At 52.9% G+C, this 14,826-nt stretch carries 9 protein-coding genes; 7 read left to right on the top strand and 2 right to left on the bottom strand.

Annotated elements, in window-relative coordinates:
* Nucleotides 1-107: 107 nt before the first annotated feature.
* From purL to ACFFJP_RS11750, 3 genes are all read left to right on the top strand, one after another.
* Nucleotides 108-4,001: a phosphoribosylformylglycinamidine synthase gene (purL, locus tag ACFFJP_RS11760; RefSeq protein WP_377243952.1), complete on the top strand. Its 3,894-nt coding sequence runs from the start codon at nt 108-110 to the stop codon at nt 3,999-4,001.
* A 278-nt stretch (nt 4,002-4,279) separates the two neighbouring features.
* Nucleotides 4,280-5,521, top strand: a complete 1,242-nt coding sequence (locus tag ACFFJP_RS11755) for an HlyD family secretion protein (RefSeq protein WP_377243949.1) — start codon at nt 4,280-4,282, stop codon at nt 5,519-5,521.
* Nucleotides 5,521-7,626 (top strand): peptidase domain-containing ABC transporter, encoded by a 2,106-nt coding sequence (locus ACFFJP_RS11750; protein ID WP_377243946.1) that lies wholly within the window; start codon nt 5,521-5,523, stop codon nt 7,624-7,626. The genes ACFFJP_RS11755 and ACFFJP_RS11750 overlap by 1 nt, the downstream gene beginning before the upstream one ends.
* A 324-nt stretch (nt 7,627-7,950) precedes the next feature.
* Here ACFFJP_RS11750 and ACFFJP_RS11745 read toward each other — a convergent pair whose 3' ends face one another.
* Nucleotides 7,951-8,649: an OmpW/AlkL family protein gene (locus tag ACFFJP_RS11745; RefSeq protein WP_377243943.1), complete on the bottom strand. Its 699-nt coding sequence runs from the start codon at nt 8,647-8,649 to the stop codon at nt 7,951-7,953.
* 367 nt (nt 8,650-9,016) lie between these two features.
* On the opposite strand from ACFFJP_RS11745, the gene ACFFJP_RS11740 reads away from it, so the two are divergent.
* Entirely contained in the window at nt 9,017-10,285 is a 1,269-nt protein-coding gene (locus ACFFJP_RS11740; RefSeq protein WP_377243940.1) for a sugar MFS transporter, read from the top strand.
* Nucleotides 10,286-10,329: 44 nt separating this feature from the next.
* Here ACFFJP_RS11740 and olsF read toward each other — a convergent pair whose 3' ends face one another.
* Nucleotides 10,330-12,042: a bifunctional ornithine lipid synthase OlsF gene (gene olsF / locus ACFFJP_RS11735; protein WP_377243937.1), complete on the bottom strand. Its 1,713-nt coding sequence runs from the start codon at nt 12,040-12,042 to the stop codon at nt 10,330-10,332.
* A gap of 188 nt (nt 12,043-12,230) precedes the next feature.
* Between olsF and ACFFJP_RS11730 the strand changes: the two genes are divergently transcribed.
* From ACFFJP_RS11730 to ACFFJP_RS11720, 3 genes are read left to right on the top strand one after another with little or no spacing between them, the layout of a single operon-like run.
* Complete coding sequence (locus ACFFJP_RS11730) at nt 12,231-13,154, top strand: 2-hydroxyacid dehydrogenase (RefSeq protein WP_377243934.1); 924 nt, start codon at nt 12,231-12,233, stop codon at nt 13,152-13,154.
* A complete protein-coding gene (locus tag ACFFJP_RS11725) occupies nt 13,154-13,918 on the top strand; it encodes an enoyl-CoA hydratase-related protein (RefSeq protein WP_377243931.1) in 765 nt (254 codons plus the stop codon). The genes ACFFJP_RS11730 and ACFFJP_RS11725 overlap by 1 nt, the downstream gene beginning before the upstream one ends.
* Before the next feature lie 18 nt (nt 13,919-13,936).
* Nucleotides 13,937-14,533, top strand: coding sequence for a GNAT family N-acetyltransferase (locus ACFFJP_RS11720; RefSeq protein ID WP_377243928.1), 597 nt, complete (start codon nt 13,937-13,939; stop codon nt 14,531-14,533).
* Nucleotides 14,534-14,826: the final 293 nt, after the last annotated feature.

Here is a 14,826-nt window from a genome sequence, read left to right as displayed (position 1 = left end):
AATGCGCGCACAAACGGCTTTATTGATACCCAAGGGCGGCTTTTTTCTTTATAATGCGGCGCCGATTTCAAGGTTCCGTCCACGACCAACCCACGGGAAAAAAATCTATGTTAATCCTGCGTGGTGCAGCTGCACTGTCCGAGTTCCGAGTTCAGAAAATCATCGATCTGTGTACCGAGGCCCAACTGCCTGTCAGCGATGTTTACGCCGAATTTATGCATTTTGCTGATGTGACTGACAGCCTGAGCGCTGCTGAGCACAACACGCTGGAAAAACTGCTGACCTACGGACCAACGCTGGCATCGCACCAGCCGGCCGGCCAGTTATTGCTGGTAACGCCACGTCCTGGCACTATTTCTCCCTGGTCGTCTAAAGCGACCGATATCGCGCACAACTGCGGCCTTGCCAAAGTGCTGCGGTTAGAACGCGGTGTCGCTTATTACCTGACCACCACGCGCGCACTGTCTGCGGCTGAGCAGCAACAAGTGGCTGCACTCATCCACGATCGCATGATGGAAGTGGTGTTCACTGAATTCCAGCAAGCCGCAGCCCTATTTAGCAAAGCTGAACCGGCACCGGTGTCTTCGGTCGACATTCTGACCGGTGGTCGCGAGGCGTTGGTCGAAGCCAATATTCGTCTGGGCCTGGCCCTGGCCGATGATGAAATCGACTACCTGTTCAGCAACTTCACTGCGCTTGGCCGCAACCCGAACGACATCGAACTTTATATGTTTGCGCAGGCCAACTCTGAGCACTGCCGCCACAAAATTTTCAACGCCGACTGGACCATCGACGGTGAAAAACAGCCGAAGTCGCTGTTTAAAATGATTAAAAACACCATGGAAGTGACGCCGGACTATGTGTTGTCAGCATACAAAGACAACGCAGCGGTGATGGAAGGCTCAAAAGCCGGCCGTTTCTTCCCAACGCCGGATACACAGGAATATCAGTACCATCACGAAGATATTCATGTGTTGATGAAAGTCGAAACGCACAACCACCCAACGGCGATTTCGCCGTTCCCAGGCGCAGCCACGGGTTCTGGTGGTGAGATTCGTGACGAAGGCGCGACGGGCGTGGGTTCTAAACCAAAAGCCGGTCTGGTGGGTTTCTCAGTATCGAACTTACGAATTCCTGGCTTTGAACAGCCATGGGAAACCGATTTTGGCAAGCCAGGTCGCATTGTGTCGGCGCTGGACATCATGACCGAAGGCCCACTCGGCGGCGCTGCGTTTAACAACGAATTCGGCCGGCCAAACATCCTCGGTTATTTCCGCACTTATGAAGAGCAAGTGCCAAGCCACAACGGTGAGGAAGTACGTGGTTACCATAAACCCATCATGATCGCCGGTGGTCTTGGCAACATCCGTGCTGAACACGTGCAAAAAGGTGATTTACCGGTTGGCGCCAAGTTAGTCGTGCTCGGTGGCCCAGCGATGAATATCGGCCTCGGTGGTGGTGCAGCGTCTTCGATGGCCTCTGGCCAATCTGCCGAAGATTTGGATTTTGCCTCAGTGCAGCGCGAAAACCCGGAAATTGAACGCCGGTGTCAGGAAGTGATCGACCGCTGCTGGCAGTTGGGCGCGGACAACCCGATTGTGTTTATCCACGACGTCGGTGCCGGTGGTTTATCTAACGCCTTCCCGGAACTGGTCAATGACGGCGGCGTTGGCGGCAAGTTTGAACTGCGCAACGTACCAAACGATGAGCCAGGCATGTCTCCGTTAGAGATCTGGTGTAACGAGTCACAAGAACGCTACGTGATGGCGATCCCAGCCGACAAAATGCCAGTGTTCGAGCAAATTTGTAAACGTGAACGCGCACCTTATGCGGTAGTTGGCGAAGCAACGGCTGAGCAGCACCTGACGCTGTCAGATACGCATTTTGGCAATACACCAATCGACCTGCCATTGTCGGTATTACTCGGCAAAGCACCAAAAATGCACCGTGACGTCGCGTCAAAACAAACCAGCGGCAAAGCGTTAGAATTTGCTGGTGTCAGTATTCAGGCTGCGACTGAACGCTTATTGCGTTTACCAACGATTGCCGAAAAAACTTTCTTAATCACCATTGGTGACCGTTCTGTCACCGGCATGGTGGCGCGTGACCAGATGGTCGGTCCATGGCAGGTACCGGTGGCGAACTGTGCAGTGACAACTGCCGCGCTGGATACTTATCACGGCGAAGCCATGTCGATGGGTGAGCGCACGCCGGTCGCCCTGTTAGACTTCGGCGCTTCAGCGCGTCTGGCGGTGGCAGAAGCTATCACCAATATTGCAGCGACCGACATTGGTGATTTAAAACGGATTAAGTTATCCGCCAACTGGATGTCTGCAGCCGGTCACCCGGGTGAAGATGCGGGCCTGTATCAGGCGGTCAAAGCTATCGGCGAAGAACTGTGTCCGGCGCTGGGTATCACTATTCCGGTCGGTAAAGACTCGATGTCGATGAAAACCAAGTGGCAGGACAACGGTGAAGACAAAGCAGTGACAGCGCCAATGTCACTGGTGATCACCGCCTTTGCCCGCGTCGAAGACGTGCGTAAAACCGTCACGCCACAGCTGCGCACCGACAAGGGCGCAAGCTCGTTGTTGCTGATTGATTTAGGCCTTGGTGAAAACCGCTTAGGCGCTTCTTGTCTGGCACAAGTTTACAAACAGCTGGGCCAACACGCACCGGATCTGGCATCACCAGAACTACTGGCGAATTTCTTCCACGCCATTCAGCAGCTGACCCATGAACAAAAACTGCTGGCGTACCACGACCGTTCAGACGGTGGTTTGCTGGTCACGCTGGCGGAAATGGCCTTCGCCGGTAAAGCCGGTTGGAACGTCGATATCAACGCTCTAGGCAACGATGATCTGGCGGTACTGTTCAGTGAAGAGCTGGGCGCTGTGATTCAGGTTGCGGACAGTGAGTTGGCTTATGTCCAGCAAGTGCTGGCGAAACATGGTCTGGCGGCAAACAGCTATGTGCTGGGCGCAGTCAGCAACACTGATGCGCTGGTGGTAAGCCGTGGCGAGCAAGTGATTTACAGTGACAGCCGCACGCGTCTGCGTTGTATCTGGGCTGAAACAACGAATCAGATCCAGTCTCGTCGTGATAACCCGGCCTGCGCTGAACAGGAATTCGCGGCTAAAGCGGACCAACAAGACCCAGGTCTGAACGTCAAACTGAGTTTTGACCTAAACGAAGATGTTGCTGCGCCTTATATCCTCAAAGGTGCTAAGCCGAAAGTTGCCGTGCTGCGTGAGCAAGGCGTCAACTCGCACGTGGAAATGGCGGCAGCCTTTAATCGTGCTGGTTTCACTGCGGTCGACGTGCACATGAGCGACATTCTGAGCGGTCGTCGCAGTCTGGAAGAATTTAACGGTCTGGTCGCTTGTGGCGGTTTTAGCTACGGTGACGTGTTAGGTGCCGGTGAAGGCTGGGCCAAATCCATCCTGTTTAACGAGCTGGCGCGGCGTGAATTCAGCCAGTTCTTCGAGCGCGAGTCGACATTCACACTCGGCGTCTGTAACGGCTGTCAGATGGTGTCGAACCTGAAATCGTTAATTCCGGGCGCTGATTTGTGGCCACGTTTTGTCCGCAACAAATCTGAACGCTTTGAAGCACGTTTCAGTTTGGTCGAAGTGCAGCAGAATCCGTCATTGCTGTTCGCTGGCATGGCCGGTTCACGGATGCCAATCGCCGTGTCACATGGCGAAGGCCATACCGAGTTTGCAAGCGCGCAAGCCTTAGCGGCAGCAGAGCAAAGCGGCACTATCGCACTGCGCTTTGTCGATAACTATGGTCAGGTCACTACTCAGTACCCAGCCAACCCGAACGGTTCAGCTAACGGGATCACGGCACTGACCACTACGGATGGCCGCGTCACTATCATGATGCCGCACCCGGAGCGCGTGTTCCGCGCGGTCAGCAACAGCTGGCACCCGGACGAGTGGCAGGAAGACAGCCCATGGCTGCGTATGTTCCGCAATGCGCGGGTTTGGTTAGGTTAATTTTCTGACCCTGCCTACTTGATAAAAAACCGCCGGGAGCGGTTTTTAACAACGCATCGCGTTGGCCTGCAAGGTGAGCGTCAGGGATGGTGCTAATAAAAAACCAGCTTCGGCTGGTTTTTTTATCTGCGGCCACCTGGTACACACAGCGCGCCGTCAGCTATTGCCGGTTGCACTATTGCGGGTTGCACTATTGTCGGTTGCACTCTGGCAGCTGTTCGTTTTAAGCTGAACCTCACGCAGTGACGCGCTATAACAATTCCAACAGAAGCGACCCAATGTCTTCAATTTTCCGGCCCGAAGTGCTGGCCAGGCAGCAACAGCGCCTGCAAGGCCAAATCAACCTGACCCGACCGCCGCAGCTGGTATGGCTGAGCCTGCTGTTATTGGTCATTGCGGTGCTCAGCATCAGTTTTCTGCTTAGCGCCGACTATACCCGCAAAGAAACCGTGCAAGGGCTGCTGCAGCCGGTGCAGGGCCAGGTTCGAGTGCAGGCGCAAAATAGTGGCGTCGTCAGCAAACTTAATGTGCAGGAAGGTCAGCAGGTGAAAGCCGGCACGCCGTTGTTGCAGCTAAACAGCAGTAAAATCGGTGCCGGACAGACAGATTTAAGCCAAAGCCTGCAAACTGAAATGGGCCGGATGCTGGATAACAAAATCAATGAGCAGCAACAGTTGCAACAGCGCCATCAGTTGGAACTGCAAGCGCTGCAGAATCAAATCACTAATGACAAAGCCCGCTTACAGGAACTGGCGCTGCAGCTGGTGACCTTCCGTGAACGTCTGACGATTAATCAGCAACAGCTGGCACAGTTACAGAAGTTATCCGGCAGCGGTTACATCTCTGGGCTTGAAATCAATAAACAAAAAGACGCGTTGCTGGCCCTGCAACAGCAGGAAAAAAGCCTGCAGTCGGAACAGCTGAAATTACAGCAACAGCTGCAGCAAAATCAGGATTTACTCAGCCAGTTGCCGCTGCGCCAGCAAACTGAACTGGCGCAAATCGACAATCAGCTGTCCGCCCTGAAAAATCAACGCACTGAATTACAGCAACAGCAAGAGATCTGGCTGACCGCTCCGGTGGATGGGCAGGTGAGTGCGCTGCGGATCAGCGCCGGTCAAACTTTAGATGCCGGCGCTGTGGCGCTGACCTTGTTGCCGGTCAATGCCGAGCTGGAAGCCATCCTGTATGTGCCGACCCGATCTATTGCCTTTGTCAGTGCCGGTCAGCCGGTGCGCATTCGCTACGATGCCTTCCCGTTTCAACGTTTTGGTGTATTTAGCGGCACCGTACATGAGCTGAGTAATACAGTGCTGTTACCCTCCGAAGTGGCTGAAGTTGCGCTGCAGCAACCGAGTTACCGGTTGAAAGTGCGCCTTAGCGGTCAGTCCATTCAGGCCTATCAACGGGAATTGCCGCTCAAGGCCGGCATGACTTTACAAGCGGATTTAATCACCGAACAACGTAATTTATGGCAGTGGTTGTTTGACCCGATCCTGGCCTTACGGGGACAATTCTGATGAGTCAGCTCGCCAGTCAACTGAAGTTATGGCCCGCCCAGCGGCTACCGGTGTTATTACAGTCCGAAGCGGCGGAGTGCGGCATCGCCTGCCTTGGCATGGTGGCCGGATTTTACGGCCATCACTTAAGTATCCAGCAATTACGCGCTTTGTTTGGCAGCTCAATTGCTGGCTGTACCATGAAAGATCTGGTCGAATTTGCCAGTCGTCTGGCACTGAGTGGCCGCGCGTTGAAGCTGGAACCCGCAGCGCTTGGCAAATTGCAGCTGCCGGCGATTTTGCACTGGGATATGAATCATTTTGTCGTGCTGAAATCAGTGCGCCGCGGCAAGCTGGTGATCCATGACCCGGCACGTGGTGAGCGCACACTGAGCCTCGCCGAAGTGTCAGAGCATTTTACTGGCGTTGCGCTCGAGTTATTACCGACGCAGGATTTCAGCCAAAGACCGGCTGATGCTGGGCTGCGTCTGCGGGATTTCTGGTCCAATATCAGCGGGTTGAAGCGCTCAGTTGCACTGATCCTGAGTCTGTCGCTGTTATTACAGCTGTTTACACTGGTCGCGCCTTATTATCTGCAACTGGTGGTCGATGATGTTCTGCTTAGTGCGGACCGCAGTTTGTTACTGGTGCTGGCACTTGGCTTCGGTTTGTTGCTAATTTTTGAGATCAGCACCTCAGTGCTGCGCGCTTTTGTGTTGCTGCATTTTAATAGTGCGATGAATATTCAGATGGCAGCGAATCTGCTGCATCATTTAATCCGCTTGCCGCTCAGTTACTTCGAAAAACGCCAGATTGGCGATGTGTTGTCGCGTTTTGGTTCGCTGCAGCAAGTGCGCGAACTCCTGACCAGCGGTGTGATGGAGGCCGTGATTGATGGCCTGATGGCGGTGGCTATTCTGGTCGTGCTGTTGTGGTATAGCCCGTTATTGTGCCTGATCGTGCTGATAGCACTGCTGTGTTATGGCATCGTGCAGCTTTTGATGTACCACCAATATCGCAAAGTGTCGGAACAGCAAATTGTGGCGCAGGCTCAGGTGCAAAGCCACCAGATTGAAACGGTTCGCGCCATGCAAACGTTAAAACTGTTTAGTGCCGAAGCTAAACGCGAAGCCAGCTGGCAGCATTTGTATGTGGCCGCGGCGAATCGTGGCATCCAGCTTGGCGTGTTTAACTTAAGTTTTCAGCATATCAATCGGTTATTGACTGGTATTGAGCATGTGTTGGTGATTTATTTTGGTGCTTTGCTGGTACTCGATGGTGGTTTTAGTACCGGGATGTTGTTTGCTTTTATTGCCTATAAAAGCCAGTTTATGGAACGGATGTCGCGGCTGATTGATAAAGGCTTGGCGCTGAAAATGCTGAACCTGCATTTTGCCCGGCTGGCGGATATTGTCGCCACACCGCGTGAAGACAAGCAGGGCGGTATCGCGCAGCGCGAGATCGAGTTAAGCGGCCAGATCAGCGTCGACAATCTGAGTTTTTCTTATAGCAGCAATGGCGCGCTGGTTTTACAGCAGGTCAGCCTGGATGTTGCGGCGGGTGAATCTGTTGCCGTGGTTGGGCCTTCTGGTTGTGGCAAAACGACGTTGTTAAAGTTGATGCTCGGGCTTTTTACACCACAACAGGGTGAAGTCCGGGTAGACGGTGTGACGCTGACTCAGCTGAGTCAGGCTGGTTATCGCAATCAGATCGCCGCAGTGATGCAGGATGACCAGCTGCTGTCGGGCTCTATTCGCGACAATATCTGTTTTTTTGCTGACGAGCCCAATGATGAGTGGGCGCAAGAGTGTGCCAAACTCGCGGCGGTGCATGAGGATATCAGCCGGATGCCGATGGGCTATCACAGTTTGATTGGTGACATGGGTTCAGCACTTTCGGGTGGGCAGAAACAACGAATTCTACTGGCACGGGCATTGTACCGGCGGCCGAAGATTTTGTTTTTGGATGAAGCCACCAGTCATCTGGATATGGCAACTGAAGCGGTGGTCAGCAGCGCCTTACAGCAGCTGCAAATTACCCGAATCATCATCGCGCACAGGCCTGAGACTATTGCCTCGGCCGATCGGGTGCTGACGTTACCGGCGTTACAACAAGGACCAGGCTAACAACAGAGTCTGATTTTCTATATCATCCTGGACATCGCCGAAAAGCTCTGGGCACCACGTGCCATGCATTTACCATTCGCAGAGCTCATGGTGTTCACAGGCAAAACGCCAACAGCTTGGCGTTTTTGAGATCCCTGTTTCACCATACCATCCATCCTGGACATCGCCGAAAATTGCTCCATGCATTTCCGGCATACCATCCATCCTGGATATAAAAACAGCGGCAAAGCCGCTGTTTTGTTCCCCCTTATTCTGCACCGTCCGTGCTGCTACACTGGCTGCCTGCCTGCGTTTTATCCCGTTTGCCGCAGGATAAATTCTTGATTACATGCTCCAGCGCACGCCAACCATGTAGACCCATGGGTCGATTTGCACGTCGACGCTCTGGATCACTTTGTCATTGACCCGCACTTCACCGGTGGTGTCGATATCCATTTTGCTGACCGCAAAGTGGGCGCCCCAGTTATCGCTCAGTTTGTAGTTAAAACCGGCTTGCAGCGCCAGGCCCCAGCTCGCTTTTAACTTCAGGTCAACGTCATCAGAAGCTGTGGTGACTTTCAGCGCTTGCAGCGTGGTTTTTAACGCACCTGATGCTGATTCGTCGAAGAATTTGGTGTAGTTCAGACCGACGCCTACGAATGGGTCGAAGTTGCTGTTACCCATATCAAAATGGTACTGCGCGACTAAAGTTGGCGGCAAGTGTTTGGTGTTACCAATTGCCAGGCCATCAATCGCTGAACCTTTTACGGCGATGTCGTGGCTGAATGGCGTTGCAGCAATCAGTTCAGCGGTCCAATTTTTATCAATTTTATAATCGATAGTCAGGCCCAGTTGGGTGTTGTTGTCGACAGAGACTGCCGTTGATCCTGTTGGTAAACCGGCAACTTTTTCCACCACGTTTAATGAGCTGCTGCTGTCATTCGGTGCCACAGTGATAGCGCCAACGTTGACAGAAATATTGGCAGAGGCGGCAGCAGTAAAACCAGCAAGGGCCAGCACACACAGGTTCAGTTTGGTTTTCATGTTATTTTCCTTCAGAGACACAGGTCTTGTTTAACTGCGGCCATTGTGCGCTTCTGAACCGGTAAAACTTTGGGCTGGATCAAGCTTTTGCCGCTACAAGCCGCTTTGCAGCGCTAAAGTTTGATGTAAAACAAACTTTGCTGTTTCGTTGAAGCTGGCGCGATAAAAGGTATAAAGCGGCTGAAATGTTGAAAACTTACATACGTATGGCAAGGTTGAGGTGTTTGCAAGCCGGATATTGATGCGTATAGTACAAATAGCTAAATCTGGCCGCGGGCTTCGTCAGTTCTGACTGACAGAGGGGAGAGACCGCTTTGGCCGCTTTAGTCATGCACAGGATAGACACTTCCATAACAAGAGAAATTGTATGTCAGTAACCACACCATCCGGCGAGGCTTATAAAACCGACGCCAGCGGGCAGAATCATGGTTTTGCCCTGACCAGCCTGACGTTTTTGTTTTTTATCTGGGGTTTTATCACTTGTCTGAATGACATTTTGATCCCGCATCTGAAAAATGTGTTTGACCTGAGTTACACCCAGGCATCGTTAATTCAGTTCTGTTTCTTTGGCGCTTATTTCCTGGTGTCGCTGCCGGCAGGTTTGCTGGTGCGTCGTGCCGGTTATCAGCGCGGTATTGTCATTGGTTTGTTGATTGCCGCCAGTGGTTGCGTGTTGTTTTATCCGGCAGCAGCAACTCAGACCTATGCGTTGTTTCTGGGCGCTTTGTTTGTGCTGGCCGCAGGGATCACTATTTTACAAGTCGCGGCAAACCCTTATGTGACTGCACTTGGCAAAGCTGAAACGGCTTCGAGCCGTTTGTCGATGACGCAGGCGTTTAATTCGCTTGGTACTACCATTGCGCCGTGGTTTGGTGGTCTGATGATTATGGGCGCAGTGACCGCAGCAGCCGGTACTGCCGAACATAAACTGCAGGAAGCCGAAGCGGTACAGATCCCTTATTTGATGCTTGCAGGCGCTTTACTCTTGTTGGCCGCAATATTTGCCAAGTTAAATCTGCCAACAGTCTCAGAGCATCATGTTGATGAAAAAGTAAATGCTGATCCGGGTTCAGCCTGGCAACACAGCCATCTGGTGCTGGGCGCCTTGGGTATTTTTGTCTACGTCGGTGGCGAAGTGTCGATTGGCAGTTATCTGGTGAACTTCTTAGGCGAGCCACATATCGCCGGCATGCCGGAAGCTCAGGCTGCGGCTTACCTGAGTTATTACTGGGGCGGTGCCATGGTGGGGCGTTTCATCGGTGCTGCGGTGATGCAGAAAGTTTCCGCCGGCAAAGTACTGGCTTTCACAGCCGTGGTTGCAGCCGCATTGGTGATTGTTGCTATCGTCAGCAGCGGTGCCTTAGCGATGTGGTCATTACTGGCAGTTGGCTTGTTTAACTCGATTATGTTCCCGACTATTTTTAGTCTGGCGGTGACAGGCCTCGGCCGCTACACCAGTAACGGCAGTGGCGTGTTGTGCGCAGCAATCGTCGGTGGCGCCTTGGTGCCGGTATTGCAAGCGGTGCTGGCAGATACTATCGGTTTGCAGCTGAGCTTCATCGTTCCGGTATTCTGTTACGTTTATATCTGTTATTACGGTCTGGTCGGCTCGAAGATTAAACAGCCACAGATTTAATTTGTTGTGGTTAAAAGAAAACGCCGGCATTTGCCGGCGTTTTTTTATTCGTCGCCCAGATAGCGGGCCCGTTTTGCCGCTTTGATCTTGCTGATATCTACCAGCACCAGCCCATCGATACAGTCGGCGAACTCAGGGTCGACACCAAAAGACAAAAACTGCACACCACCGGGTTCGGTCAGTTCGCTGTATTGCTTGTACAAAGTCGGCACAGCAAGACCCATATTGGCCAGCAGGTGCTTGAGCTGCACAAAGTCTTCGGCGTAATTATCGCCGCTAAAATGCTGCTGCAGTTGCTGCATCGTCGTGATGTCGAGCGAATAAGGCCGGTTCGGCAGGGCGCTGTCATCTTCCGGGCTGAAATACAAGGTGTAGAAATAAACCAGTAAATCGCGCGCCGCTTTTGGGTAGCTATTCGACAGACTGACACCACCAAACAAATAGCGGATCTGCGGCCGTTGTTTTAAATAAGCGCCGATGCCGTACCACAGATAATCCAGGCTGCGCTTGCCCCAGTATTTTGGCTGGACAAAACTGCGGCCCAGTTCCAGCCCCTGCGCCAGTACCGGTTGTAATTGTTCGCTGAACTGGAACAGCGACGCCGTGTACAGGCCTTGCTGACCATGCTCGGCTACGACAGATGCCACTTCGGCAAAACGATAAGCGCCGACAATTTCCAGCTCTTCGTTGTCCCATAAAATCAGCTGCTGATAATAGCTGTCGTATTTGTCGGTATCACGGCGTTTGCCACTGCCTTCACCAACGGCACGAAAGGCGATTTCACGCAGCCGGCCGATTTCGCGTAGTAACACCGAACTGGGTTCGGGCTGGTACAGGTAAATCTGTTTGCCGTCAGCGGTTTCACCAAGGCGTGGGCATTGGCTGATGGCTTTTTTCAGCACTTGCCGGTCTTCCGGGTGGGCGATGGCCGACTGGGTTTTCAGCAGCGGCGCTTTATCTTTGGCGAGGCGGTATAAGTGCTTTTTAAACACTTTGACCATAGTTTTATGATCAAGCAAAGGCTGGGCAAAGCTGTCATAAGGGATCATATCGCCGATGCGCAGGCCCATATGTTTATGCTTTTGCTTAAACATTTCCTGCACCAGCAGCATCGTTGACAACGGCTTGTACAACATGGAGGCGCCATAAAACAGCAATGAATTTCGCGCGTCGAGATAAATCGGCAGGATCGGTGCTTTGGCGGCCCGGGCAAAGCGTAAGAAGCCACCTTGCCATTTACCGTCGCGCACGCCATTGGGTTTAAGCCGGGACACTTCGCCGGCCGGAAACATAATCACAGCGCCTTCAGCGGCGAGGTGGGCACCGATATTGTCCAGTAAGCGACGGTCAGTACCGCCTTGCATGTTATTGACCGGTAACAATAAATCGCGCAGTGGGCCAATGCTGCCAAGGAGTTGGTTCGCGACGACTTTGACATCAGGCCGGATATCGCTGATCAGCTTAATCAATGCCAGGCCATCCAGTGAGCCTATCGGGTGATTGGCGATAATGACGACACGGCCGGCAGCCGGAATGCGTTCCAGTTCGTTATCCCGCACCTGACAACGAAAAGAGAAATAATCGAGTACCTGTTCGACAAAGTCGAGACCGTATAAATGCGGATATTCAGCAGCAAAACGCTGAAACTCATCCTCATGTAACAGATGTTTCAATGCGCCTTTGACCGGTTTGGCCAGCCAGCTGTTGTTGTTCAGTTGCGGCATATGCCGCTGGACCACTTGTTCCACATTTAACATGCCATGCTCCCGGCGCCTAATCAGACTTGCGTCTTGGTGTGGGCCTAGGCTAAGCAGGCTGTATGACAGTCCGGTCACAGAATTATGGCAGTTTGCTGAAATTTCCGCCGGCTGTAACAATGGCGGGCTGGTCAGGCAGGGACTGGCCTGTTTAGAATGCAGGTCTCTGTTTTTCTGTTGAGCCTGCCATGAGTATCGCGCTGATTATTCCGGACCGAAAACTTGATGCTGTTGTTACTGCATTACAACAACAGCTGCCTGACGTCACTATCGAGGTTTGGCCGGAGATCAGCCAGCCGGATGCGGTGGAATTTGCAGTGGTTTGGAAGCAGCCTGCCGGTGCCGTGGCGTCGCTACCCAACCTTAAAGCGTTACAATCCTTCGGCGCCGGCGTCGACAGCATCTTATCTGACCTAACCTTGCCGGCTTCTTTGCCCTTGGCACGGATCGTCGACCCACACCTGACGGCGTCGATGCTGGAATATCTTGATACTGTGCTGAATTATTACCGGCTACGCTTTGATGAATTTGGCACCAACCAGCAACAGCAGCTTTGGAAGCCACGTTCACCACGCAAAATCCGTCATCTTACGGTATTGGGCTTAGGTGAGCTCGGCAGTGCGGCGGCGCGGCACTTTGCTGGCCTCGGTTATGCGGTCAGCGGCTGGTCGGGCCGTTTGCATCAGATCGACGGTGTTCAATGTTTTGCCGGCGATCATCAGTTTGCTGAAGCTGTGGCAGAGGCGGACCTGCTGATTTGTTTATTGCCGTTGACCGGCGCCACGGAAAATCTGTTGAATGAAGCCCGGCTGGCACAGCTGAAAACCGGCGCTATTCTGGTGAATGTGGCGCGCGGCGCTATTGTCGATGATGAGGCTTTGCTCTGCGCATTACAAACCGGCAAGCTGGCTGCGGCTTGCCTTGATGTGTTTCGGGTTGAACCTTTGCCGGTTGAACATCCATTCTGGACTACGCCAGGTATTCTGTTGACTCCGCATATTTCAGCGGTGACCAACGCCGATACTGCCGTGGCACAAATCGCTGAAAACTACCGCCGTGTGCAGGCTGGTCTGCCACTGCTGAATCAGGTTGACCGCACAAGAGGCTACTGATGGCTGCTTATACCTTAGAAATTATTGATCATCTGGCTGTGCTGACTTTAGTCAGCAGCGAAAAACGCAATCTGCTAACCCCAGCTTCTGCAGTTGAAATCGCTAGCGCCGTAGAGGGATTATTGGATAATTCTGCAGTCAAAGCTTTAGCGGTGACCGGTCAGGCCGGAGCATTTTGCTCCGGCGCAGATTTGTCCGTTTTACAGCAGGCTTCGCACGGTGATGGCACAGAGCTGCAACAGATTTATTCTGCCTTTACCGCGGTGGCCCAGAGCCCACTGTTTACCATCGCGCTGGTCAATGGCCCGGCTTTAGGCGCCGGTATGAATCTGGCGATGGCTTGTGATATTCGTCTGGCCAGTCCTGAAGCCTGGTTCGAAAGCCGGTTTTTTAATCTGGCGATCCATCCTGGTGGCGGACACACCTGGTTGCTGCCGCAGCTGGTTGGCTGGCAGCAGGCTGCCGCGATGATTTTTTCCGGCGAGCGGTTATCAGCGCAACATGCGCTGGCGCAGGGTTTTGTCAAAGAACTGGTTGACGAGGAAATGCTGGTAACACGGGCCAAGCTGCTGTGCGCGCACCTTTCGACGATCCCAACAGCGTTGGTGCGGCAAACCAAGACGTCGATGCTGCAATTACGCAGTTGCGACCGGCAAGATGATGCCGTCGCTTTTGAGTTTCGCCAACAATTTCAATCACTGCAAACGGACGCAGCACAACAACACATTGCTGCGCTACTGGCCCGGATCCAAAAAAATACCTGAAAGGGAAAAGCTAACAGCATGAACGATGTGACCGCAGAGCCCCGTATGGTGACCACCTGGCATCTGGACTACCAGGGACCGACCTTAACATTACCAGAATGGCCGGCCGGCGTTTGCTTGCTGGAAGCCGAAGTGCCAAGCCCGGAACTTAATCAATTTTTATTCGTTGCGGTGGGCGCGCTCTGGCGTTGGTATGGCCGGCTCGGTTGGACTTATCAGCAATGGTCCGAACATTTGAATTCAGGGCATGTGCGAACTTTTGTGCTCTACCAGCGTGGGACGCCAGCGGGCTATTTTGAATTGTGTCGCCACCCGGAAGACGGAAACAGTGTTGAACTGAAATACTTCGGCTTATTGCCGTCTTTTGTCGGGCAAGGGTTAGGACGAGCAATAGTGCAGGCAGCTATCGCCCAGGCGCAACGTTGGAGTGCCGGTCGGGTATGGTTGCACACTTGTAGTGACGACCATCCGGCAGCACTGTCGACTTACCAGAAAGCCGGTTTTGTGCTGCTTCAAACAGTGACTGAGCCTTCTGAAGTCCCGCTGGATTATACGACTGCGTTGTTAGATGCCCCTTTTGTACAAAGCAGATTGGCGCGTTTTAAACAGAACTGAATAAAGCGTCGGATCAAATGGTTAGAACTGTTGTGATCCGACGGCAAAATCTTTACACTGATAGTGATCCCAGTTTTGGAACAGTTGATCATCTTGATCAACGCAGGCCACATGGCCAGGACACCAGCTGGGTGCAGATTTTTTTCACCCTGATAACAATAACAGTAAGGGTACTTCTATGCGTAAAGCATCCAGCCGTGGTTTTGGTTTCACCGCAATCGCCATTCTCGTGATCCTGATGGCTTGTTCAGCGTTATTTACCCGGGCAGAAGCGGCAATCATCTGCTTGCTCT

This window comes from Rheinheimera tilapiae (genome assembly GCF_042432165.1).
GTDB lineage: Bacteria > Pseudomonadota > Gammaproteobacteria > Enterobacterales > Alteromonadaceae > Pararheinheimera > Pararheinheimera tilapiae.
The sequence above is the reverse complement of the archived record's forward strand: the minus strand, read 5'-3'. Positions and strand labels throughout refer to the sequence as shown.